Below are 25,823 nucleotides of genomic sequence, written 5' to 3'. Positions count from 1 at the left end.
GCCGCGCGACGCCCTGCCTGGGACTCAGGCTGGCAGGGCGCGAAAAGTGAAACCATGCTCCATCCATTCGGGGAGCAGCTGTTCGAGCATGCGTAGCGAGCAGTCGCTGTCGTCGTGCATCAGCATCACGTCGCCGGCGCGTGGTGGCTGCGCGCGCAGGCGGTTGGCCAGCTCGTCGGGCTCGCGACCCTGGTAATCCAGCGTGTCATACGACCAGTAGGTCAGCTGGCGACGACTGAGCGCAAAGCGCAGCGTCAGCAGCAGCGAGAACACGCCGCGCGGCGGACGGAAGCCGTGGTACTGGCGCCCGTCGAAGCTGGAGAGCACTTCGTCGGTACGCTCCACTTCCACCCATTGCTCGGTGTGCGTCAGCGCATCGAACATCGGGTGGCTGTAGGAGTGGTTGCCGAGCACGTGCCCCTCTTCAACGATGCGCTCCACCAGCTGCGGATAGCGCTCCGCCTCCCGCCCGATCAGGAAGAACGTCGCCTTGGCGCCATAGGCCCGCAACAATTCCAGCAGTGCCGGCGTGTGGTCGGGATGCGGGCCGTCGTCGAAAGTCAGGTACAGCGACTTCTGCTCGCGAGGCGCGCGCGTGGACACCACCCCGTGTGGCAGGCACCGCAGCAATTGCATCTTTTTCGGTCGAAGCGTCATGACGACCTTGCGCACGGAAAGGATGAGAAGGAGGCGTTCGCGGAAGCCCGGCAAACGCCGTTCCTCCGGTGACCACTGTGTCGCCAAGTGGCGGCGATATCCATTGAGCACATAGTCAGTACCCCATGCCACCGACAGGCTATGACGAACGGCCGATAGGTCGAGGGTGGGCAGACCGCGGACGTGCCAGGCCAGCAAAAAACGGCCGTTTTTCGGGAATTGCCTTGGCAATTCGACGGATGGGAGCGCGCCGGGCGTTGGGCTAGTCTCATCGTGTCGACAGGAAGCCGGGCCACTGCGTCACCAGGCGCCGGCAGAGCGGGCCGTTCGGACGGCAGCGTTCAGTTTGCGTGATCAATCGGGACAGGGGACAGGCCATGGCGATCTCGCATCCGGCCATTGCACCGGAGGCGGCATGCTAGAGCGGTACGGTGTCGTCTATTTCGGCAACGACTGGTTTGCCGAAAACCGCACGAGCAGCCATCACGTTGCCCAGCGTCTGGCAGCGAAGATGCCCGTGCTTTACGTGGATTCGCCGGGCATGCGCGCACCGCAGGCCAGCGGCCGCGATCTTCGCCGCGCCTGGCGCAAACTGCGTGAGGCACTGCGCGCACCGCAGCGCGTGGAAGGCCAGTTGTGGCACTGCACCGTGCCGCAGTTGCCATTCCGTCGCGTGCCCGGGGTACCGCTGTTCAACCGCCTGTTCAGCCAGTGGGCGTTGCGACGTGCCATGCGCGTGCTTGGCTCGCGCCAGCGCATTTCCTGGTTTGTCACGCCGCATCCGGGTTTCCTTGCGCGGCGGCTGGGAGAAAGCTTCTGCGTCTACTACTGCATTGACGACTATGCGGCGCATCCCGGTGTGGATGCACCGGTGATCGCCGCCAGCGACCTCGCACTTACCCGGGCTGCCGACATCGTTTTCGTCGCGCCGCCCGCGCTGGTGGCTACCAAGCAGGCGCAGAATCCGCAGACGCGCTATTCACCGCATGGCGTAGACGCGGCGCTGTTCGCCCAGGCCTCGGACCCGGCCACCCAGGTACCCGACCTGGTCCGTGATTTTCCGGGCCAGGTGGTGGGCTACTTCGGCTCGATCCATGAATGGATCGACGTGGAGCTGATCGCCTTTCTCGCCCGGTCACGCCCGCACTGGACCTTCCTGCTGGTGGGCTACGCCGCGATCAAGGTGCCCGAGCTGGAGGCGTTGTCCAACGTCATCCTGGTGGGCGCGCAGCCGTACGCCAGCTTGCCGGCATGGGCCAAGGCATTCGACGTGGCCATCATCCCTTACCGGCGCAACCGGCAAGTGGAGAACGCCAATCCGCTCAAGCTGCGCGAGTACCTCGCCACGGGCAAACCCATCGTGGCGGTGAGCAATCCGGAGATCGCGCGCTTCGCGTCGCTGGTGCGCATTGCCGATGGACATGAAGATTTCCTGGCCGGACTGGACCAGGCCATCGCGGACGGCCCCGCAAAGGGTGCTTCCGAACGCATGGCCTCGGTAGCCGACCAGACCTGGGACCGCCGTGTGGAGGATGTGTTGCGCGAAGTCGCCACGTCACTTGCCGCGGCGGATATGACGCTGGCTGATCGTCAGGTATCGGGATGAGTGTTTCCATGGACAAGCGGTTGCGCGTCGGCATCGTCGGCGCAGGTTACGTGGCGCGTTACCACATCGAGGCGCTCAAGCGCCTTGCCGAGGTGGAGATTGTCGGCATCTGCGATCTGGATCGCGACGCGGCACAGCGCTTGGCGAAAACGTACGACATCGACCTGGTGACGTCCGATCTCGGGGAGCTGGGCGCGCGACAGCCGCAGGCCATCTTCATCCTCACACCGCCGTCGAGCCACTGCGCGCTGACACTGCGCGCCATGGATATGGGCTGCCACGTGTTCGTCGAAAAGCCCATGGCCGATTCCGTGGCCGAGTGCGATGCGATGATCGCCAAGGCCAGGGAGAAGGGCCTGGTGCTGTCGGTGGACCATTCGGACCTGTTCGATCCGATGATCATGCGCGCCAAAGCGCTGGTGGCTTCCGGCGCCTGTGGCGACCTGGTTGCGGTGGACGTGTGGCGCAGCTCCGACTACCCGCCGTATGCCGGTGGTCCGTTGCCGGCGATGGTGACGCAGGGTTCTTATCCGTTCCGCGACCTGGGTGTGCATGGGCTGTACACGCTGGAGGCCTTTCTTGGCCAGATCGACCAGGTGGACATTCGCTACCGCTCCACCGGGCGCTCGAGCACGCTGAAGTTCGACGAGTGGCAGGCCTTTGCGAACTGCGCGCAAGGTGCCGGGCGGATCATGTTGTCGTGGAACATCCGGCCGATGCTCAACCGCATCGTGGTGCAGGGGACCCAGGGCGTGATCGAGATCGACCGCTTCCTGCAGGTCTGTCACGTGCGCCGCGTGTTGCCCGGTCCGAAGTTCATCGGCATCGTCATGAATGCGTTCTTCGACGCCGTGCGCGACGTGTTCCGCATTCCGTGGAACGTACTGCGCTTCGCCACCGGCAGGCTGCGGCCGTCGCCCGGCATCCAGTCCGGCGCGGAGGCCTTTGCGCGTTCGCTGCTCGAAGGCAAGGCGCCGCCCGTCAGCGCTGAAGACGGCCGGCGCCCGGTCGCCCTGATGGAAGCGGCGTGCCGTCAGGCCGACGACGAGCGTCGCCAGGAATTGGAGGCACGTTTTGCTGCGCTGGAACCGGCGGATGTACTCGTTACCGGCGCGGCAGGTTTCCTCGGTCGCACCCTGGTCAACGCCTTGCGTCGACGTGGCCAGAGCGTGCGCGTACTGGTGCGCCGTGCAGATCCGCGGCTTTCGTCTGCTGTCCAGCAGGTGGTCATCGGCGACCTCGGTGACCCACGTATCGTGGATCACGCGGTGCAGGGCGTTGGCGTGGTCTACCACGTGGGCGCCGCGATGGGCGGTGGTCCGCGCGAATTCGAGGCCGGCACGGTATGGGGCACGCGCAACGTGGTGGATGCCTGCCTGCGCCACGGCACGCAGAAGCTGGTCTACGTCAGCTCCATGAGTGTGCTCGATCACGCCGGGCGCGATCCCTCGGTGGCCATGAACGAATCGTCGGCGCTGGAGCCACATCCGGATTGGCGCGGCAGTTACACGCAGACCAAGCTGGTGGCCGAAACCTATGTGCGTGAAGCGATTCGCGAGCACGGCCTGCCGGCCGTGGTGATCCGTCCTGGGCAGATCATCGGGCCGGGCTCGGAGAACACCACGCCCAACGGCACGCTGGGTATTGCAGGACGCTGGATTGCGGTCGGTTCGCCCGCGCAGACACTGCCGCTGGTGTATGTCGATGACGTGGTGGATGCATTGCTGCTGGCAGCGCAGACACCTGCTGCCGTCGGGCAGGTCGTGCACGTGGTGGATCCGGCCACCGTGACGCAGGGCGAATACCTGGATGGCGTGCGGCGCAAGCGCGGCGCGGATCTGCGCCTGATGCGCTGGCCGACGTGGTTGCTGCTGTCGCTGGCGGTTGGCGTGGAAGGGCTGGGCAAATTGATGCGGCGGAGCGTGCCGTTGACGCGCTATCGCGTGAGGTCGTTGCGGCCCCTGGCGAATTTTGACCAGCGCGTGGCGAGGGATGTGCTGGGTTGGGTGCCGCGGGTTGGGGTTAGGCGCGGGATGGAGGGAATGTTTGGAGATCGGGCAGTGACGCCGGCGGAGGTGGTGACGACGGTGTCGGATAAGTAGTGATGTGGGGCTGCGCGCCGGGCGTCTTCGCGCGCTTCCTTTACTCCCTCTCCCCTCCGGGGAGAGGGTTGGGGTGAGGGGCCAACCTTGCCTCGCCGTCCCCCGCTCGTCATTCCTGCGAAAGCAGGAGGCGCTGTTCAACCGCCGAAGGGCGGGTCATCCAGTGACTTTGCTCTGGGTCTTTGCTCCTGGCCTTTGGTTTCGCGCGTTCCCGCGACCGGGCCGCTTACGCAGGGGGCGTTTCGACCTTCTGCCGAAGGCCGAGTCACTTTTCTTTGCTGGCCCAAAAGTCCCACGGGGATTAGCTTCGCGTCAAAAGTAACCCAAAGAAATGGCCTGAAGAGCTGACAGCATTCCGATGGAATAAGCCCGAACGGGTTAGGAACATGGTTGCGTGACAACCTTCGCCTCTACGACGCGAAGCTAGTCCCGTGGGACACAGCGGGTACCTCAAAGCTCTTCGCAACGCTCCGAAGCGATGAGGGCTTAAGACTTCACGGTGAGTTCTTTGCGGCTACGTGATCGAGGGGTTTGTTTGCTTTCGAAGCCTTCGGCTTTCGCTTTTCATCTGGCTTTACCCGACTCATGGCCGCCTCCTCCAGCACATCACTCAGCTCCTGGATGTTCTCGTCCCAGCGGAAGCGCGCCGCATGGCTCGCGATATGCGCGCTGTCCCATGACTTGCCCAGCGCATCGACAAGCGCACCTTCGAGGCCGATGCGGTCGCGGACGTTGACGAGGATGCCGGCGTGTTCGGGCAGTACTTCGGGTATGCCGCCCACGCGGGTGGCGACAGCGGGGGTGCCGCAGGCCATGGCTTCGAGGATGACGTTGGGTACGCCTTCGTTGTGGCTGGGGAGGCAAAGCACATCGGCGGCGCGGAACCAGTCGCCGAGGGCGTCGTGTTCGATGGCGCCGACCAGGCGCACGCGATCCTGGCAGCCAAGGGCGGCGGCACGTTGCAGCAGGGCATCGCGGCAGGGGCCGGAGCCGACGAAGAGCAAGTTGGCGTCGGGCTGGTTCAGCAGCACGTGGGGGAAAGCGTTGAGCAGGTCGAGGCAGCCCTTGGTGTCTTTCAGGTTGCCGACGTAGAGCAGGATGCGTTCGTCCTGCGGCAATGACAGTTTCGCACGCGCGTCGCTCAGCGAACCGGGGTGGAACAGTGAAGGTTCGACGCCGTTGTACAGCACATGCACTCGGGTGGGATCGACGCCCATCGCCACGGCCTTGTCGGCCAGCGCCTGGCTCACCGCCACCACGGCTTGCGCGCCACACAGCGCATGGCGGATCTGCGGCCTTACCCAGGCTTGTTCCGCTTTGACGTTGAGATCGGAGCCGTGCACCTTCACCACGTAGGGAATGCCAAGGCGCCGGGCCAGCCAGCCCGCGGCAGCGGCATCGGGGTAACCCCAGCTCAGCAGCATGCAGTCGTAGCTGGCCCGGCGCAGTCGTCGCCATTTCTGGCCGAGCAGGGAGAGCAGCCAGCTGGCGGCGTGCAGCGAGCGGCCGATCAGCGGCGGATAGAAGAACACAAAGTGATCGGTGCGCACATTTTCCGCACGGAAGGGTTTGCGCTGGCGGCCAAAGCGTTCGCGGAAATCCACTGCGGTGATAACGTCCACCTGATGCCGTTCGCCCAGGCGTTCGAACTGCTGGCGGTTGAACGGACTGCGCAACGGGTCCCATGGCGATGGGAACAGGTTGGTGAGCACGAGTACCTTCAACCGCATGTCTCGCACTCCATGGCCTGGTACAGGCGCTCGTAGCGATCGGTCATCGCTTCCAGTGAACCATACTTTTCCACCCAGGCACGGGCCGCATGGCCATAAGACGAGGCCAGATGCGGCCGCTCCAGCAGTTGCAGCATGGCCTCGGCCAGTGCGTCAGGTTCGCCGGGCGGCACCAGCTGCCCGGTGCGACCGGTATGGATGATCTCGCTGTTGCCGCCGACGTCGGTGGCCACGATGGGCAGGGCCACTGCACAGGCTTCGAGCAGGGCCATCGAATAGCCTTCGCTGACCGACGACATCACGAACAGGTCCAGTCCCTGCAGCAGATCACGCACGTCGTTGCGGTCGCCAAGGAAGTGCACGGCATCGCGCACTCCTTCACCGTCGGCGCTTTGTTCAAGCTCGGCGCGCAGTTCGCCGTCGCCGATCAGCAGCAACCTTGCCGAGGGGTGGCGCGCATGCACCAGGCGGAAGGCCTGGATCAGGCCGGCCTGATCCTTGGTCCAGTTGAGCCGGCCGACGTTGCCGATCAGGAAGGCGTTCTCCGGAAGATCCAGCATCTGCAGGACGTGACGGCGCATGGCCTCCGAGGCGGGGCGGAAGCGTTCCACGGCAATCCCGTTGGGCACCACGCGCGTCTTGGGTGGCGGGAACATGCCGCGCGACAGGCCGTTGCGACGGGCTGCTTCACAAACGGTGACCACCAGATCCGTGCGCGACAGCGCGCGGCGGTACAGCCACTCCTTGCGGCCCGTGCGCACGCCTGCGCCCATGCCGTGGCGCGTGTTGAGCACGCGCAGCACGCCCAGCCCGCAGGCAGCGATCACCGCCTGGTAATGTGCCACGGCGTTGTGGGTGTGCAGCACGTCGGTGTCGTGCCGGTCGATGGCCCAGCGCGCCCGTGCCAGCGCGCGCAGGTCGATGCCACGCCCCTTGTGGCAGGCCACTACCGGGATGCCTGCGATATCCAGTTCGTGCGCCAGTGAGCCGGTCTCGTACAGGCATACCACCTGGCAGTGATGGCCTTGCTGCTGCTGGCGCTGCACCAGGTCGAGCACCATGCGCTCGAGTCCGCCGCGGTTGAGGTTTTCGACCACGTGCGTGATGTTCATGACGCGATCTCGGAGCGGGTCACTCGACGCTTGCCACTACGGGTGAGCGGGATGTCGTCGACGAAGTGATAGTGCAGCGACACGCTGTCGCCCAGCACCTTGGCTGTCTCGCGGCGGATATACGCCAGCGAGGCATCGTCGAAGCCATCGTTGCGCACGATGGATAGCTCCAGGCGGTCCAGCTCCCGCTGCACCAGCTGGAAGCGCGTGAGGCCGGGCACGTCCTTGAGCATGTGCGGGAAAAACTCGCCCGGCAGGATGCGCCCGTCCGGCGTGCGGATGGCGTCGAGCACGCGACCGTCCACGCGATCCAGCAGGGGCAGGCCGCGACCGCAGGGGCAGCTGTGCGTGGGCGAGGCAGTGGCGAGGTCACCGTTGAGGTAACGGATGAACGGCATGCCGTAGTTGGACAGGTCGGTCACCGCGACTTCGCCGGGGCCCTTGGTGGTGGGTCGCCCCTCCTCGTTGAGAAGTTCCAGCACCAGATGGTCGGAGTTCACGTGAAGACCCTGGTGATGCGGGCATTCGGAAGCAATCAGCATGACCTCGCGGCAACCATAGGTGTTGTACACGGCGCTGCCGAAGGCCTTGCCGATGATTTCGCGCTGGTGTGGGTGCAATGCCTCGGCGGCGGTGATCACGGCATCGGGTTGATGCACCTTGCGGCCGGTTTCCACCATCCACTCGGCAAGCTGCGCCAGCGGGTGCACGTAGCCCACGATGATGGAGGGCCGGTAACGGTCGATGGCATCGGCGTAGCTGGCCAGGTTCGACTCGGTCATGTCGAAGCTGTTGAGCATGCGGCGCGCGAAGAGGGCGTTGTACAGGTTGTCCTTGAACTGATGCAGGCGGCCGGGCGTGCCCACCGTGCCCGCCCACAGGTACAACGTGCGACGGCCCGGTCGCGAGGCGGCCCAGCCGTAGCCGCGCCACATCACCGCCATGCGTCGCTCGTAGCTTTCGTGCGTGTAGCCCAGTTCCAGCGGTTCGCCGGTGGAACCGCCAGTGCGCTTGAACAGCAGGCGGTTGCGCCAGGACTCTGCCTGCAGCTCCTTGAAGTTTTCGCGGATGTCGTCCTTGGTCAGCACGGGCAGCCTGGCGTAGTCGTCCAGGCTGCGGATATCGTCTGGCGCAATGTCCAGCTCGCGCCAGCGGCGACGGTAATACGGTACATCGCGATAGCAATGTTCGAGCAGCGCCTTCAGCCGGGTGAACTGCAATGACGCGATGGCCTGCGGCGAGTACCACTGGTCGCGCTCGTAGCGGGCCAGCCAGGAGAGCGTGTCGCGCCGGCGCAGGCCGGTCTCGTAGGCCGGATACAGCACGCCACGGAAAAGCCGTTCGTACCAGTCGCTCATGGCCGATGCTCCGTCAGGCCGGAAGGGAGGGCTGTGGGAAGGCGAGCGTTCATCCTTCGGTCCTCAGGAGAATGCTCACCAGCACGAACAGGCCAGCGATGCTGCCGATGGCAGCGGGAATCCAGCGCATGCCGCTTTCGGTCATGCTGAAAGAGGGCAGGCTGTCGATGCGCTCGCGCGCACCTACGTAGAAACCGGTGACGATGGCGAGCACCACGTACAGGACGATCATGTAGCTGCGGCTGAGGAAGAACGCGCAGGCGAACATGCCACACAGCGAGAGCAGCAGGGTAAGCGCCATGGGGCGCTCCTCGCTCCAGGCGGCGTAGCGCTCGGGCTCGGTGATGGCATCAGGCTTCTGGCGCAGCACTGTTGCCACCATCCAGAACGTATAGCCGATCAGCGCCAGCCACAGCACGTAGCCCACGAAGCCGGTCTCGGCCAGCACCAGCACAAACGAGTTGTGCGCGGTGAGCGGGTTATAGTCGGTAAAGTTGCCCGGCCCGACGCCGAACAGCGGATGGGACTTGAACATCTGCAGACCTTCGTACCAGGCGTCCACGCGTCCGCTGGCCGACTCCTCGCCGGCATCCAGCTCCTGCATGCGCGAGGAAAGCATCTTCATCACCGCCAGACCGGCGGCGCCGAGTATTGCCGCCACCACCATGCCGCGGCGATACCAGATGTAGGCGCCGATCACCACCAGCACGCCGAGCATGGCGCCGCGCGAATTGGTGAGGTACACGCCATACAGCACGGTCAGGATGCAGACCAGCCAGAACGGCTTGCCAATGAACCCCGCGCGCTTGAACAACAGGCAACCCATCGGGAATACCGACACGAACAGCATGCCCAGGTCATTCGGATCGTCGAAGATGCCTGCGTAGCGGATACGGCCGTCTTCCGCCAGCGGTATGCCGGTCCAGCCGATGCCGGTGCGGTGCTGCCCAATGCCGTGGATGGCCAGCAGCGTGGAGCACATCACCATCACCGCCATCAGCGTACGGATGCGCGGCTGCGTGGTGCACGCCGAGGCGATCATGAAAAAGATGAGCACCACCGGACCGAACTTGCCCAGCTGATCCTTCACGCCGCCGACCCAGCCATTGGCGACTTCCGACAGCATCAGCACGCCGAAGAACGCCAGCAGTATCAGGAACTGCGGCGCATGCGGTCGGCGAGCACCGGAGGCGATCCAGGCCGCGAACGCCAGCACCAGTACCACCGGCAACACGGGCAGGCCGATCAGCGCCGGGATGTATTCCTGCGGTCGGACAATGGTCAGGAAAACGTAGAGAAGAATCAGTGGGAACATGGTTTCGCCTCATCCACTGAAGCGAGATGGGCCGGTGTCTGATAGCCGATGATGCCGGGCATGGCCAGCAGGGCGGCGAACCATGCCTTGCCGTAATAGCGCTCCACCGCGATGCGGTACAGCGAATAGCGGTTGTCGGCGGGGTGGGGATTGGTGCCGCTGATGTAGCTGCAGGCCAGGTCGAAGCCGGCGTCGCGCGTTACCTCGATTACCTGACGGTCGAACGCGCGGTTGCTGCCTACCGGGTAGGACATCAGCAGCGGCATCGGGCCCAGTTCGCGCAGCAGCGCATTGCGGGAATCGAATACCTCGCGCTCCAGCTCGTCGCGCGGCAGCTTGGAGAGCATCCAGTGGTTCACGCCATGCGAGCCGATCTCCAGGCCGGCGGCGCGCATCTCGCGAAGCTGGTCCCAGTTCATCGGGCGGCATTCCGGCGGATAGGCATGCTCGGAGGGCATCTTCCACTGCGTTTCCAGTCGACGGATCATCGCGGCCTGCGCCAGTGCGCTGATCTCCTTCATGCGATCGAGCACCTGGCCTGCCAGCGCGCGGCGCTCGTCGCGGGTGGCCGGCATGGGCAGGTCCATGTTCAGTTCCGGCAGCACCAGTCGCGGTGCGCCGCTCAACAGGATCATGTGCACCAGCCAGTCGTAGGCGTACGGGCGCCCGCTGTCGATATGGCCGGTGGAGATGAAGAACGTGGCGGGAACGCCCAGCTCTTTCAGGATGGGGTAGGCGATGCGGTAGTTGTCGTCATAGCCGTCGTCGAAGGTGACCACCACGGCATCCGGTGGCAACGTCTCGCCCGCATTGATGGCGGCGGCGACGTCGCTGAGGCGCATGGGCCGGTAGCGCTCCTTCACCAGTTGCATCTGCTCGCGGAACTCTTCCGGCGTGGTGCTGATCAGCTCCATGTCGAACGCATAGTGCTCGGGATCGGGCACGGGCATGACGCGGTGGTAGGCAAGGATGCGCAGGTCCTTCTGCCACCAGGCACGCATCTTCTGCAAAGGGTTGAGCAGGCCCGCGTTGTAGCAGAGCTCGCCCAACCTTTCGCGGATACCCGTGCTCGGCATCTGGCTCACCATAAATGTTCCCCTCGGCTTCGGGCATAGGCAATCGATGCCTGCGCCGCATACAGGTTGAGATAGAAGAACGCCACCATCAGCCGCACCGGCAGCCAGCGACCGGCATCGGGACGTGCACGTTCGATCGCCACCACGCCGGCGCATGCCAGCAAGCCGGCCAGCATCGCGCCGTAAGCGATGTGCTGGCGGGCGAGATAGGTGCAGGACAGCAGCAGGGACAGCAGCAGCCACGGCGCGAGCAGCCGCAGCATCTTGTGGCTCATGAACTGGAACCACAGCGGATTGCGCGCCGGAGACAGCAGCCATGGCGCCACATCCATCAACTGGAAGCAGCCCACCATGGCGCGCAGGCGGCGCGGCTGTTCTTCCATGGGTGCCTGCGCGGTTTCGCCCCAGGCGATGGCGCGGGGCTCGAACACCACGCGGCGACCGGTAGCGGCGACATCCATCGGCACCAATACGTCATCAAGCAGGGTGGCTGCCGGCAGCGGCTTGTACAGCTCGTTGCGCACCGCATACAGCGCACCGCATACGCCGATGGAGGAGCCGCAGCGGCTCTCCTGGTGGCGGATGAACTTCTCGTAGTGCCAGTAGGCGCTCACGCCATGGCCGAACGTGCTGTTCACGTTCTCCAGCTCCAGGCTGCCGCTGACCGCGCCCACGCGTGGATCGCCCAGGTTGTCCACCAGTTCGCGCAGGGCCAGCGGGGAGAGCTTGTGCTGCACGTCGGTCATCAGCAGCACTTCACCGCGTGCCGTGGCGACCGCATCGTTGAGGCACAGCGCCTTGCCGCGTGCCACCGGGAACTCCAGCACCCGCACGCGCGCATCATGCGCGTGACGTACGAGTGCCGCGGTGCGGTCCTTGCAGCCATCGCAGGCGACAATGACCTCGATGTACTCCGGGGGATAATCCAGCGCACGCAGGTTCTTCAGCTTGGCACGGATATGCTGCACGCCGTCGCGCACCACGATGATGATGGACACGGTGGGCAGGATCGGCTGCTTGCGCACCGGCCGCCGCATCACCTTGGCGCACAGCCAGGCAATGAGCGGATAGCCGACGAAGATGTAGAGCAGCAGCAGGAGGCTGGCCCTGCACACCAGTGCCGCTATCGTCCCCATGTCGATCCCCCTGTCGCCATGTCCGCTCACCGCCTGCCGAAGAGCTGTCGCAGCCTGCCGCCCAGCGAGGCGTTCTTACCCGGTTCCGTGAGGTCGCCCTCCGGCAGCGCCGCGGCCAGTGAAGCCAGCGGGCTGGTGGCGACATCGAGCAGGTTCAGCTTGACGCCGGTTTCCTTGCGCACCTGCGTGACCATTTCGATGGCGAGCAGCGAATGGCCGCCGATATCGAAGAAGTTGTCGCTGGCGCGCACGTCGTCCACGCCGACCAGCCGGCACCACACTTCGCCGAGATAACGCTCGCGCGCATCGTCACTGGCGCTGACGCCGGGCTCGGCATCTTCGATGGTGGCGGTAGCACCCAGCGTGGGCAGGGGCAGGGCCTTGCGGTCGGTCTTGCCGTTGGGCGTGCGCGGCAGTGCGGACAGGCGAACCATGTGCTGCGGCTGCATGTAGGCCGGCAGGCGCGTGGCAAGTTGCGCGCGCAGTCTGGGCCACAGCGTGTCTTCGTCTTCGCTGCTGACGGCGTACAGCACCAGGCGGTCATCGCCGGGCGCCAGCTCGCGCACTACTACGACGCAGTCGAGCACGCCCGGTTCCAGTCGTGCCACGGCTTCGATTTCACCCGGTTCGATGCGGTAGCCGCGCAGCTTCACCTGGAAGTCGAGGCGGCCGAGGTGTTCCAGCGTGCCATCGGCCAGCCAGCGCGCGCGGTCGCCGGTGCGATAGAAGCGCGCGCCCGGTGCGAACGGATCGCGCGGGAAGCGTTCCGCCGTGAGTTCCTCGCGATGCAGGTAGCCCAGCGCCACGCCTTCGCCGCCGATGCACAGCTCGCCGGGCACGCCGATGGGGCAATGACGCCCGCGCTCGTCGAGGATGTGGATGGTGGTGTTGGCAATCGGCGTGCCGATGGAAACGCCGCGTTCGGGTTGCTCCACGCGCGAGCAGGTGGACCACACCGTGGTTTCGGTGGGGCCATACATGTTCCAGAGTTCAGCCCCGCGATCCAGCAGCTGCCGGGCCAGGTCGGCCGGGAGCGGCTCGCCACCGCACAGGGCGCGAAAACCCTGCGGCGGGTGCCAGGAGGTCTGCAGCAGGAGCCGCCAGGTGACCGGCGTGGCCTGCATCATGGTGGCGCCATGCGTGTCCAGGAGCTGGCACAAGGCATCGCCGTCCATGGATTCCTCGCGCGTGGCGAGCAGCACTTCGCCACCCACGCTGAGCGGACCGAACAGTTCGAGCACGGCGATGTCGAACGACAGCGTGGTCACCGCGAGCAGGCGCTCGTCGGTGCGCAGGCCGGGACGCTGCGCCATGCCGGCCAGGAAATTCACCACCGCGCGATGCGGAATGGCGACACCCTTCGGCCGACCGGTGGAGCCGGAGGTGTAGATGACGTAGGCGGGGAAATCGCCGCATAGCCCCGGATCGGCCGGCAGTCGCGCCGACGGGAGGGCGTCGAGTTCGCTGGAGGATGCATCGAGCAGCAGGCGCGGTACATCGACGCCGTCGATGCGCGCGGACAGGGTCGAGTCGGTGACCAGCACGGCCAGTTCGGCATCCTGCGCCATGTAGGAGAGGCGATCTGCCGGGAAGTCGGGATCCAGTGGCACATAGCCGGCGCCGGTTTTCAGCACGGCCAGTACGGTGGCCACCATGTCGATGCCGCGCGTCAGTGACACGCCGACCAGCGCACCGCGTTGTGCGCCGCGCTGGCGCAGCGCGTGGGCGATGCGGTTGGCGCGTGCGTCGAGTTCGCGGTAGCTGACGGTGACGTCACGGCAACGGATGGCGGCGTGCTCCGGCACGCGGTCGCACTGCTGTTCGAACAGCTCGTGCAGGCGCAGGTCGGGGACGTCCAGCTGCGTCTGGTTCCATGCGGCGAGCCGGGCCGCTTCGTGCGCCGGCAGCAGGTCGAGCGCGGCGACGGCGCGTGCCGGGTCGGCCAGTGCCGAGGCCAGCAGCGTTTCGTAGCAGTCGCGGAAACGCGCGGCGGTGGAGGCGTCGAAGATGTCGGTGTTGTAGGTGATGCCGCCGAGCAGGCCTTGCTCCTGCTCGAGGAACCACAGGCCGATGTCGTCGGCCGCGCCGCGCTGGAACACCGGCAAGTGCTCATGCGACAGCCCGCCCCACGACACGATGCGGCGGCGCGCATCCTGGAAGGAGAACATGGCCTGGGAGATCGGCGGCCGGCTTTCGTCGCGGGCCAGGCCCAGCGAGAACACCAGCTGTTCGAACGGCACGTCCGGGTGCGCGAAGGCGTCGAGCACGACCTGTCGCACCTGGTGCAGCACGTCGCGGAACGATGCATCCGGGTCCACCGCCACGCGCAGTGGCAGGGCGTTGACGAACAGGCCCATGATGCTCTCGGTTTCCACGCGGTCGCGACCGCGCACCGGCGTACCCACGATCAGGTCGCGCTGCCCGCTCAGTCGATGCAGCAGCACGTAGTAGGTGGCCAGCAACACCATGAACGAGGTGGCTTCTTCGCGCTGCGCCAGTGTGTGCACGGCGGCCACGCGTTCGGCGGGGATGCGTACCCATTCGGTGGCGCCCGCACCCGACATGCGTGCAGGGCGCTGGCGATCGGCGGGCAGCTCCAGCGGTTCAAGCGCGCCATCCAGGGTCTTCAGCCAGTGCGACAACTGCGCCTGCACCGTGTCGCTGCGCATCCAGTCGCGATGCCACGCCGCGAAGTCCGCGTACTCGACACCAAGCGGCGGCAGGCCTTCGCCGGCACCGGTGCTGCGCGCCACGTAGGCGCGGGAGAGGTCTTCGTACAGCAGGTCGAACGACCAGCCATCCCACACGATGTGATGGGCCATGAAGAAGAACACATGGTCGTTCTCGTCCAGCCGGAACAGGCGGGCGCGATACAGCGGCGGCTGGGTGAGGTCGAACGGCTCGGCAATGGACGCGTCCAGCGTCTGCTTCAGTGCGTCCATGCGGGCGTGTTCCGGCATGGCCGACAGGTCTTCCAGCCACAGCTCCGGCACAAGGTCGGCATGGATGCGCTGGACGCCACCGTTCTCACCCGCTTCGATCGACGTGCGCAGCACGGGCTGGCGTTGCACCACGTCCTGCAGTGCCTGCTGGAAGGCCGCCACGTCCATGGGGCCGCGCAGACGGTGTGCGGACGGCGTGTTGTAGACCACGCGACCGGGATGCAGCTGCTCGAGGTACCACAGGCGCTGCTGCATGGAAGACAGTGGTGCCACGTGGCGCTCGGCTAGTCGCGGGATATCCGTCGACGGCGTGGCCGTGGCCGGTGTGCGATAGCCGTCGATGGCCTGTGCAAGGCCTTCGATGGTGGGTGCGTCGAACAGCGTGCGGAACGACAGCGCGATGCCGAACTCCCGGTTCAGTCGCGCCGTGAGCTGCGCGGCGAGCAGGGAGTGCCCGCCCAGCGCGAAGAAGTTGTCGCGCACATCCAGTTCCGGCAACGCGAGCACGGCTTCCATCGCGCTGGCCACGCGATGCTCGGTATCACTCTGCGGCGCGCGGCGGTCGCGACGGGCTTCGGCCACCGGCTGAGATGGCGCAGGCAGCGATTTGCGGTCGATCTTGCCGTTGGGCAGCAGCGGAATGGCCGTCATCGCCACGAAGTGCTGCGGCAGCATGTAATCGGGCAGGCGCTGGCGCAGGCGCGGGCACAGGTCCACCGTTTCCAGGTCCACGCCTTCGGCCGGCACCACATAGGCCACCAGGCGCACGTCGCCGGGACGGTCCTCGCGCGCCATCACCACGGCGCGCGCCACTTCCGGCAGATCCACCAGCGCGGTCTCGATCTCGCCCAGCTCGATACGGTAGCCGCGGATCTTCACCTGGAAATCCAGGCGGCCCAGGTGTTCCAGTTCGCCGTTGGCGAGCCAGCGGCCACGGTCGCCGGTGCGGTACATGCGGGCCTGCTCGTCGCTGCCGAACGGGTCGGGCAGGAAGCGTTCGGCGTTGAGTTCCGGACGGTTGAGATAGCCCAGGGTGACGCCGTCGCCGCCGATATAAAGCTCTCCCGGCATGCCCAGCGCGCAGGGCGCGCCGTGTTCGTCGAGCACATGGACGGTGGTGTTGGCGATGGGGCGGCCGATGCTGATGCCGGCACGGGGATCCTGCGCACGCCACAGCGTCGACCACACCGTGGTCTCGGTGGGCCCGTAGGCGTTCCACAGCTCACCGCAGCGGGCGAGCAGGGCCTCGGCGAGATCCAGCGGGAGCGGTTCGCCACCGGCAATGGCCTTGAAGCCGTTGCGGCCGTTCCAGCCCGACTCCAGCAGCACGCGCCAGCCCGCGGGGGTGGCCTGCATCACGGTGGCCTGGCTGCGTTCCACCAGTTGGCGCAACGCCGTGCCATCGCGCACGTCGTCATGGCTGGCCAGCACGATGGCGGCGCCGACGCTCAACGGCAGCATCAGCTCGAGGAAGGCGATGTCGAACGAAAGCGTGGTCACTGCGACGAGTCGGTCATCCTCGCGGATGCCGGGTTCGCGCTGCATGCTGCTGATGAAATTGGATGTCGCGCGATGCGGCACGCGCACGCCCTTGGGCTTGCCGGTGGAGCCGGAGGTGTAGATCACATAGGCCGGCGACTCGGGCGTGGCCGAGCGTTCGTCCTGCGGCAGGCGCAGATCGCTGGTAGCGGCGATGCGTGCGGCATCGCGCTTCAGCGACAGCACCCTTTCGGCGGGAAAGTCGAAAACGGTGTCGACCTCGTCATCCACCACCAGCGCGGCGAGTTCGGCGTCCTGCGCCATGAAGGCCAGGCGTTCCGGCGGGAATGACGGATCCAGCGGCACATAGCCAGCGCCGGACTTGAGCACGCCGAGCAGGGCGGCCAGCATGTCCGCGCTGCGAGCCACCGAAAGCCCGACCAGCTGGCCGCGACCCACGCCACGTTCGCGCAGCACGTGCGCGATGCTGTTGGCGCGGGCTTCCAGTTCCGCATAGGTCAGCGCTGCTTCGCCGGCCAGGGCCAGGCGCGAGGGCGCACGATCTACCTGCTTCTCGAAATACTCGTGCGCGAGCTGTTGCGCGGGATAGTTGCTGCGCGCGGGCTGCAGCGCCTTCAGCTGGGCGTGTGCCGACGGCGACACCAGCGCGAGCGCATCGCCCGCTGCATCCGGCGTGCTGGCGGCGTGACGCAGCAGGGTCACGTAGGCATCGAGCCAGGCCTGGATGGTGGCAGCCTCGAACAGGTCACTGTTGTACTGGCACTCCAGCCGGATGCCGGAGGGCAGCTGCACGGCATTGACGAACAGTTCGAAGTTCTCGAACACGCGCGGATTGCCGGCGAACTCGAACGACAGGCCCGGGAAGCTGACCGTGCGCTCGTCCAGCGCCTGGTCCAGGTTGAACAGCACGCTGGTCAGCGGCAGGCGGCCCGGGTCGCGCGGCAAGGCAAGGCGTGCCAGTAGGCTGCCCAGGGTGTACTGCTGGTGATCGAAGGCATCGAGCAGGTCGCCACGCACCTGTTTCAGGCTGTCGCTGAATGGCGCGGCTGTATCCATGGCCACGCGCAGCGGCAGCACATTCACGCAGTGGCCCACCAGATCCTGGTGGCCGCCGGCGGCCTGGCCGGCGGAAGGAATGCCGATGACCACGTCGTCCTGTCCGCTCAGCCGCTGCAGCAGCAGGCCGAACGCGGCAAGCAGGGTGGCATAGAGACTGGCGCCGCGCTGCGCACCCATGCGTTTCACGTCGGCGACCAGCGAAGCGTCCAGCAGCTGATCCTCGCGCCGCGAGTGGAAGCTGCGCTGGCGCGGCCGCGCGTGGTCGGTGGGCAGGTCCAGCGAGGGCGTGGCGTTGGCGAAGCGCGTCAGCCAGTAGGCTTCGTCGCCCTTGCCATCGGCGCTCTGCGCACGTGCGGCTTCGGCAAGCGCGTAGTCGGCGAACAGGTCGGCAGGTGGAAGCTCCTGGCCCTTGCCGGTCTGCTGCGCATAGAGCGTCGCGAGGTCACGCACGATCACCCCGAACGACCAGCCGTCGCACACGATGTGGTGCGCGGTGAACACCAGCAGGTGCTCCTGGGTCGACAGGCGCAGCAACTCGGCCCGCACCAGCGGGCCATGATCAAGATCGAATGGTTCGCTGACCACACGGGTCAGGGTTTGGGCGATCTCGGCCTGTTGTTCGTCCGGGCCCAGCCACGAGAGTTCGCGCAACGGGCAGGGCAGGTCCTGCGTGGCGGCGATGCACAGCTCGGTGCCCTCGTTGGCAAACGTTGCGCGCAGGGCTTCATGACGCTCCATCAGCTGCTGCAGCGCCGTCTGCAGTGCCTGCACATCGAGCTCGCCATGCAGGCGCAGCGACACGGATTCGTTGTAGGCCAGCGAGGCCTCCGGCTCCAGCGCCGAGGCCAGCCATACTTCGCGCTGCGGCGCGGTGGCGGGTACTACGCGCGCCAGCGTCGCACCGGCAAACGGGTCGTAATCGACGGCAACCGCCCCGGCATCGGGCCCCTGGGCCGGATCGTTCGCAGTCATGCGTTCACCCTCATGTATTTGCCCGGGATGTCAGGATTGGGCACGAACCACGCGGGGTTGCCTTCCTGATCCTTGCCCAGCCGGGCGCCGACCACGGGCGGGCGGCTGGCGTCGATGGCGAGCGATTCCACTTTCTTGTTGCGCGGCAGGAATTCGGCTTCCTGCATTTCCAGCACGGATTCCTTGTATGCCTTGGCGATGGCCTGGAAATCCTGCTCGCTGTGCGCGGTGGTGAAGAAGCAGGGGAAGTTGTCCAGCAGGTGGATGCCGCGGCTGCGGATCATGGCGAACAGCAGGTCCTGCAGCGGGTGGTCTTCGGTGAAATTGGTTTTCCACACGGAGGCGAAATGCACCAGCTGGATCGGCGCGCCGACGCTGGCGCAGAACGCGTTGAGCTCGTCCATCAGCAGGCTGGTGCGCGCGTTCAGGCGTTCCTGCAGCGCCGGGCCATTCTGCTTGAGGTGGTTGAGCACCGCGTGTGCGGCCGCCAGTGCCAGCGGATGGCGCACGAAGGTGCCGGCAAAATAGGTGACGCCCACGGTGGGGATGGAGGCATCGCCGTACTGCCAGCCGCCGCCGTCCAGTGCATCCATGTAGCGACGCTTGCCGGCGATCACGCCGATCGGGAAACCGCCACCCACCACCTTGCCGTAGGAGGCGAGGTCGGCGTCGATGCCAAGTACCTGCTGCGCGCCGCGCGGATGCGAGCGGAAGCCCGTCACCACTTCGTCGAAGATCAGCAACGCACCGGCATCGGCGGTGATGGCGCGAAGTTCCTTGAGGAAATCACGCGGCTGGAAGTCGGGGCGACGGCTCTGCACCGGCTCCACCAGCACGGCGGCAATGCTCGATGCGCGCTCGCGGATGATCTGCAGTGATTCGGGCGTGCCGTAGTCCAGCACCAGCACGTTCTCCGAGGTATTGCGCAGGATGCCCGGCGCCGCCGGTACGGAGTGCAGCTTCTTGGTGCCGCGCACGATCACTTCATCGAAGATGCCGTGGTACGAGCCGGTGAAGATCACCAGCGTGTCGCGTCCGGTGACGGTGCGGGCGATGCGGATGGTGCCCATCACCGCCTCGGAACCGGTATTGCACAGCGCGGCGCGGTCGAAGCCGGTCAGCTCGCACACCTGCTCGGCCACCTCGCCGGCCAGCGGATGCTGCGGGCCGATCTCGTAGCCGGCATCGAGCTGGCGGCGCACGGCATCCAGCACGAAATCGGGCTGCCAGCCGAACAGGTTCATGCCGAAGCCGTTCAGTGCATCGACGTATTCATTGCCGTCCAGATCCCACACCTTGGAGCCCTTGGAGCGGTTGACTACGATCTGGTAGATCATTTCCTTGAGCAGCGGACGAAAGCCGTTTACCACGCGCGGATCGGCCAGGTGGTCGCGATGGCGCTGCGTGTATTCCTTGGAGGCGCGCGTGCGGTCGATGTAGCGACGCATGAAGGCGTCCAGTCGTGCATGCTGGCGGTCGCTCAGCTCCGTCTGGTTGGAGTGGATGCGGGCGATGGCGCCGAAGGCCTTCTTCACGTCGTACGTGGTGTGGGCCAGCGCGGTTTCTTCGTCTTGCGTCGCCGGTTGCGCGGGCGCGGCGGCGGCCACCGGTGCCGCGGCGGGCGACGGTGCGGGCGCTGCCTGTGGCTGCACGGCCTGCGGCTGTGCAACGGCCATCGGTGCGGCGGCCAGCGTGGCGCCGGCAAGCAGGGCCAGCTGCTGCTGCATGATCAGCATCTGCTGCTGGATGAGGTCCTGCACGACGTTGCCGCTGGCGGCAACCTGCATGACCGGCGCGACGATGGCGGCGGGAGCCACCGTCGCGCCGGGTGCAGCGGGAAGGACCGGGGCGGCCGGCGCCACTGCGTCCGGCGGAAGCATCTGGTCAATGTGCATGGCGAGGCGCTCGAAGGAGGAGAACGACTCCATCAGTTCGCGGAAGGTGATCTTCAGCGCGAAGGTTTTCTGCAGCTGCAGTGCCACCTGGGTGAGCGAGAGCGAGTCCAGGCCCAGTTCAACGAAACCGGCCGTGGGGTCTTCGCCCTGCAGTTCGGCGCCCGACACGTCTTCAAACAGCTCGGTGAGCTGGGCAAGCAGGCGGGCGTGGCGGGGCGAGCCGGCGTTGGCGCCGGAGGCAATGACATCCATGGTGGGCTCCACGACAGGAACAGGCGAAGGGGTGAACAGCGGAACGACGTTGTCCTGGGCAGCGCTTTGAGCCGCGGCAGCCAGTGCCGCGGCCTCGACCCAGTGACGCTTGCGTTCAAACGGATAGGTGGGCAGCCGCACGCGACGACGGTTGGCGCGACGATCCAGCGCGCACACGGCCACCGGCAGGCCAGCGCTCCACAAGTCGCCCATGGCACCGACCCAGGCCGCGCGCTCGCCAGCCTCGCCATCGGCAAGGCTGGAGACGACCTGATGCGAGCGGCTGGGTGCGTGCTGGCGGGTCAGCGTGCTCAGCGCATTGCGCGGACCCACCTCAAGGAAGACGCGCGGTTCGCCGGCCAGCTGGGTGAGCAGGGCCGGCGAGAAGCGCACGGTGCCGCGCAGATGGCGTGTCCAGTAATCGGGCGAGGTGGCGTCGGCATCGCCGAGCGGTTCGCCGGTCAGCGTGGAAATGATAGGGATCACCGGTGCGGCCAGCGCCACGCGCGCTACTTCGGCGCGGAAGGGCTCGAGCACGGGATCCATCATGGCGGAGTGGAACGCGTGCGAAGTCTGCAGCAGGCGACAGGCGATGCCCTCGGCTTCCAGCTGGATGCGGAACGCCTCGACCTGCGCATTTTCGCCACTGACCACGCTGGCGTTCGGGCTGTTCTCGGCGGCCAGGCTCAGCGTATCGGGAAGACGCGCGCGCAACGCATCGGCACCGAGGCGCACCGACAACATGGCACCCGCCGGCATAGCCTGCATCAGCTGGCCGCGACGGGCGATGAGTCGCGCGCCATCGGCAAGCGTCATGACGCCAGCGATCACCGCCGCCACGAACTCGCCCACGCTGTGGCCGATCATGGCCGTCGGCGTGATGTCCATGGAGAGCCACAGCTTCGCCAGCGCATACTCGATGGCGAACGTGGCCGGCTGGGTGAGCGAGGTTTCGCGTAGCGCCGTCGCGTCGCTGTCGAGCAGGCGCTCGCGCAGGTCAAAGCCGAGTTCGGCGCGCAGCGCTTCGGCGCAGTCGTCCATGGCGGCACGGAAGCCCGGCTCGCTGTCATACAGCGCCTTGCCCATGCCGGCGTACTGCGAGCCCTGGCCCGGGAACAGGAAAACCACCTCCGGCGCCGGCTTGCGGGCCTCGTGCGCGGAACTTGCGGAGAGTTCCCGCAGGCGGGCAATCGCTTCGTCGGTGCTGGAGGCGACCACCGTGGCGCGCTGGCTGAAAGCCTTCCGGCCGTGCAGCAGGGTGCTGCCTACGTCGGCAAGATTGATGGCCGGGTGTGCCGAGAGGTGATCGGCCAGGCGTGCGGCCGCGGCAGCCATCGCCGTCGGCGTGCGACCGGACAGGAACAGCAGCTGGGGCCCATGCGCGGCATCCGATGGCGTCGTCGCGGGTGCTTCTTCCAGGATCACGTGCGCGTTCGTACCACCCACGCCGAACGAGCTGACGCCCGCGCGCAGGGGCGCCTCGCTGGCCGGCCATGCGCGCAGCGCATCGTTGATCACAAACGGCGAGTTGGCGAAGTCGATCTTCGGATTGGTGCCCTGCACATGCAGCGAGGGCGGCAGCAGGCGTTCGTGCAGGGCCAGCGCCGTCTTGATCAAGCCGGTGGCACCGGCCGCGATCACGGTGTGTCCGATGTTGCTCTTCACCGAGCCGATGGCGCAGTAGCCGCAATCGTCCGTGTGCTGGCGGAAGGCCGTGGTCAGGCCTTCGATCTCGATGGGATCGCCGAGCGGCGTGGCGGTGCCGTGGGCTTCCACGTAGGAAATGGAACGCGCGTCCACGCCCGCATCGGCCAGCGCCATGGCGATGACGGCGGCCTGGCCTTCGCAGCTGGGCGCGGTGAAGCTGGCCTTGCCGCCGCCGTCGTTGTTGATGGCGATGCCGCGGATCAGGGCAAGCACATCGTCGCCGTCGCGCTGCGCATCGGACCAACGCTTGAGCAAGACGACCGCTGCGCCGTCGCTGAACACCGTGCCCTGCGCCTGCGCGCTGAACGTGCGCGTATGGCCATCCGGCGACAGCATCGAACCTTCCTGCGTGAGATAGCCGCTGCGTGGCGGGCAGGTGATCGAGGCGCCGCCGGCAATAGCCATCTCGCACTGGCCGGCGCGCAACGCGGCGACGGCCTGGCAGATGGCGACCAGCGAGGTGGAACAGGCGGAACTGACATTCACCGCCGGGCCGGTGAGGTTGAGCTTGTGCGCCACGCGCGTGGCGAGGAAGTCCTTTTCGTTGGCCAGCGACACCAGGAACGCGCCGAGCTTCTCGATCAGGTCGGGGCGATGGGTCAGGTGATGCTGGAAGTACGTGGCGTGGTACATGCCGCCGAACACGCCGACCGGTGCCTCGTGACGATCCGGCGTGTAGCCGCCGCGTTCCAGGCACTCCCAGCACAGCTCCAGGAAAATGCGCTGCTGCGGATCCATCAACTCTGCTTCGCGGGGAGACATGCCGAAGAAAGCGGCGTCGAAGTCTTCCACGCCGTCCACGATGCCGCGCGCCGCCACATAGGCCGGGTCGCTGCGCAGCGAGGCAGGAATGGATGCGTCCAGCTCCCCGGCATCGAAATGCGTGATGCTTTCGCGCCCTTCGCAGAGGTTGGCCCAGAACGCTTCGACATCGGCCGCGCCGGGGAAGCGCCCGGCTGCCGCAATGACGGCGATGGGTTCGCGCGCATCGCCCTGGCTGCCGCGCGAAAGGCGGGAGGCCAGCGCAGAGCGTGCCGTGCGGCCTTCGACCAGTGCGGCGAGCGCGGCCGGTGTCGGGTCCGCGAAGAAGGCGGGGATGGTCGGTGCGTTGGATACGTCGGTGTGCACGCGCTCCATCAGGCGCACGGCGAGCAGCGAGTTGCCGCCGAGGTCGAAGAAGTGATCGAGCCGGCCGACCTGGTCGAGTTCGAGGATGTCGGCGAACAGCGCGCACAGTCGCTGCTCTAGTTCACCCGCGGCAGCCACGTAGCGGTCGGCCAGTTCGGGGCGGCCGCGTCCGGGTGCGGGCAGGGCGCGGCGATCCAGCTTGCCGTTGGTGGTTACCGGCAGGCTGTCCATGCGGACGAAGGCGACCGGCACCATGTACTCGGGCAGCGACTGCGCCAGTTGTTCCCGCAGAACGCGGGCAGAGACGGCGGCATCCTCCGCGACGAAGTACGCCACCAGCCGCTTCTGGCCGGGCTGGTCTTCGCGCGCGAGTACGGCACTGGCGCGAACGCCGGCGAGCTTCTGCAGCGCTGCTTCGATTTCGCCGATCTCGATGCGGTAGCCGCGGATTTTCACCTGTCCGTCGATGCGGCCGATGAAATCGATGACGCCTTCCGGCAGCCAGCGCACCAGGTCGCCCGTGCGGTACAGCGTCTGGCCGGGGCCGGCGAACGGGTCGGCGACAAAGCGCGCGGCGCTGAGTTCTTCGCGCGCCATGTAACCACGGGCAACGCCCGCGCCGCCGATGTAGAGCTCGCCGATGACGCCCGGGGGCACCAGTTCACCGCGGGCGTTGACCACGTAAAGCGTGGTATCGGCGATGGGGCGACCGATCGGGATGGAGCGCGCGGAGGCGTCCAGCGCGTCGGGAATGCGGTAGGTGGCGGCGAAGGTGGTGCACTCGGTGGGGCCGTAGCCGTTGATCAGCTGCGTGCCGGGCAGGAGTGACTGCGCCTTGCGGACATGCGCGACGGACAATGCTTCGCCGCCGGTGAGCAGTTGCTCCAGTCCGCGAAGATGCGTGGCGTCTTCGTCGACCATCGCGTTGAACAGGGCGGCGGTGAGCCAGGCGATGCGGGCATCGTGCCGGCGCAGGGTGTTCGCCAGGCCGGCACCGCTGGGCACGCGCTCGTCATGTACGAGGCAGACACCGCCGTTGAGCAACGGCCCCCAGATCTCCAGCGTGGCGGCGTCGAACCCCAGTGGAGCGGCGTGCAGCACACGCGGCTGCGCGCCGAACTCCACGTAGTTGACGTCGCGTACCAGCCGGATGATCGAGCGATGACGGATCTCCACGCCCTTGGGCGTGCCGGTGGAGCCGGAGGTGTACATCACATAGGCCAGCGCATCGCCATCGAGCACGGGCAGTTCGGCGATGGCCTCCGAGTCCATGAGCGCGGCCAGTTCCTGCACCGGTGCGCTGATGCCCAGCGGTGCTTCCACGCCGGCGGGTGCGATGATCAGGCTGGCCTTTGCATCACCGAGTACGAAGGCAAGGCGTTCGGCAGGATTCGTGCGGTCCAGCGGCAGATACGCCGCGCCCGCCTTGAGAATGCCGAGAATGGCAACGATGGCTTCCGGCGAGCGGTCCAGCAGCAGGCCCACGGTGGCGCCGGGCATCACGCCGGCACGGATCAGTCCGGCGGCGACGCGATCGCTGCGCTGGTCCAGCTCGGCATAGCGGAGCGCGCCAAGCGGACCGTCCAGCGCGATGGCATCGCCCTGCATGGCGGCCGTCTGGCGGAACAGGCCGTGCACGGTGTCCGTGGTGCGACGCGGCATCGCCGTATCGTTCCAGGTGGACAGCAGGTGTTCGCGCGTTTCGTCATCGAGTGCCGAGACAGCATCGATGGCCTGCTGATGGGCGAGCGAATGAAGCAGGTGCGACAGCGCCTTGACCAGTATGAGCAGCATGGGCTCATCGAACACGGCGGTGTCGTAATCGAGCTGGAGATGGTGGCCATCGTTGGCCATCGACCATTGCAGCGGTACGGGTACATTCGCCGGGACGTCATCCGTCCATGCGCCCATGGCGCTCGGCGTCGTGCCTTCGGCGCGGGACGGGGTGGCATGCGCAAGCAGCCAGGCATCCACGGAGCCCTCGGTCGGCACCTTGTGGGTCACGATGCCCGATGCGGTGGCCAGCACGATTTCCGCCTGCCCGGTGAGGCGCGACTCCAGTAGGGCCAGTGCGGCACGGCGCAGCAACACTGGGGCAAGCTCCAGTCGCGCCGCGCGGGCATCCATGCCGCGCAGGAGATCTGCATCGATCGCCGTGGTCAGCCGCTGCATCGGGCCAGGCGTCGTCGCCGGCGACTGCCGGGTCAGCACATCGAGCAGGGACAGCTCCGTGCCGGCGGGAGACGTTTGCGGGATGTTGGGCTGACTCATGGGCG

The 25,823-nt window shown here is 66.8% G+C and carries 11 protein-coding genes; 2 read left to right on the top strand and 9 right to left on the bottom strand.

Translation table 11 applies throughout. The features are described from left to right. Window positions 1-24 precede the first annotated feature (24 nt). Window positions 25-636, bottom strand: a complete 612-nt coding sequence (locus tag H8F01_RS00150) for a polysaccharide deacetylase family protein (RefSeq protein ID WP_238481097.1) — start codon at window positions 634-636, stop codon at window positions 25-27. A 436-nt stretch (window positions 637-1,072) separates the two neighbouring features. On the opposite strand from H8F01_RS00150, the gene H8F01_RS00145 reads away from it, so the two are divergent. Both H8F01_RS00145 and H8F01_RS00140 read left to right on the top strand, forming a co-directional pair. Next, a complete protein-coding gene (locus H8F01_RS00145) occupies window positions 1,073-2,263 on the top strand; it encodes a glycosyltransferase (RefSeq protein ID WP_187057088.1) in 1,191 nt (396 codons plus the stop codon). A gap of 8 nt (window positions 2,264-2,271) precedes the next feature. Further along, window positions 2,272-4,365, top strand: coding sequence for an NAD-dependent epimerase/dehydratase family protein (locus H8F01_RS00140; RefSeq protein WP_187057087.1), 2,094 nt, complete (start codon window positions 2,272-2,274; stop codon window positions 4,363-4,365). A 494-nt stretch (window positions 4,366-4,859) separates the two neighbouring features. Here the strand turns inward: H8F01_RS00140 and H8F01_RS00135 are convergent, their stop codons facing one another. Genes H8F01_RS00135 through H8F01_RS00100 form a run of 8 tightly spaced genes read right to left on the bottom strand, consistent with a single transcriptional unit; the run spans window position 4,860 to window position 25,818 of the window. Further along, on the bottom strand, window positions 4,860-6,095 hold the full coding sequence (locus H8F01_RS00135) for a glycosyltransferase family 4 protein (RefSeq protein ID WP_187057086.1): 1,236 nt from the start codon (window positions 6,093-6,095) through the stop codon (window positions 4,860-4,862). Then, a complete protein-coding gene (locus H8F01_RS00130) occupies window positions 6,086-7,207 on the bottom strand; it encodes a glycosyltransferase (RefSeq protein WP_187057085.1) in 1,122 nt (373 codons plus the stop codon). Before H8F01_RS00130 ends, H8F01_RS00135 begins: the two co-directional genes overlap by 10 nt. Next, the gene (locus H8F01_RS00125; RefSeq protein ID WP_187057084.1) at window positions 7,204-8,565 is read right to left on the bottom strand and encodes a phenylacetate--CoA ligase family protein; all 1,362 of its coding nucleotides are present in this window, start codon (window positions 8,563-8,565) and stop codon (window positions 7,204-7,206) included. The genes H8F01_RS00130 and H8F01_RS00125 overlap by 4 nt, the downstream gene beginning before the upstream one ends. Before the next feature lie 49 nt (window positions 8,566-8,614). Beyond that, window positions 8,615-9,880, bottom strand: a complete 1,266-nt coding sequence (locus H8F01_RS00120) for an O-antigen ligase family protein (RefSeq protein ID WP_187057083.1) — start codon at window positions 9,878-9,880, stop codon at window positions 8,615-8,617. Beyond that, window positions 9,868-10,968, bottom strand: a complete 1,101-nt coding sequence (locus H8F01_RS00115; protein WP_187057082.1) for a polysaccharide deacetylase family protein — start codon at window positions 10,966-10,968, stop codon at window positions 9,868-9,870. The genes H8F01_RS00120 and H8F01_RS00115 overlap by 13 nt, the downstream gene beginning before the upstream one ends. Next, a complete protein-coding gene (locus H8F01_RS00110) occupies window positions 10,962-12,092 on the bottom strand; it encodes a glycosyltransferase family 2 protein (protein ID WP_238481096.1) in 1,131 nt (376 codons plus the stop codon). Before H8F01_RS00110 ends, H8F01_RS00115 begins: the two co-directional genes overlap by 7 nt. A 26-nt stretch (window positions 12,093-12,118) precedes the next feature. Continuing rightward, a complete protein-coding gene (locus H8F01_RS00105; RefSeq protein WP_187057081.1) occupies window positions 12,119-18,565 on the bottom strand; it encodes a non-ribosomal peptide synthetase in 6,447 nt (2,148 codons plus the stop codon). Next, complete coding sequence (locus tag H8F01_RS00100) at window positions 18,562-25,818, bottom strand: hybrid non-ribosomal peptide synthetase/type I polyketide synthase (protein ID WP_187057080.1); 7,257 nt, start codon at window positions 25,816-25,818, stop codon at window positions 18,562-18,564. The genes H8F01_RS00105 and H8F01_RS00100 overlap by 4 nt, the downstream gene beginning before the upstream one ends. Window positions 25,819-25,823 lie beyond the last annotated feature (5 nt).

Source organism: Dyella telluris (assembly GCF_014297575.1).
Taxonomy (GTDB): domain Bacteria; phylum Pseudomonadota; class Gammaproteobacteria; order Xanthomonadales; family Rhodanobacteraceae; genus Dyella; species Dyella telluris.
Note: the sequence above shows the minus strand (reverse complement) of the source record. Positions and strands in the feature narration are given on the sequence as shown.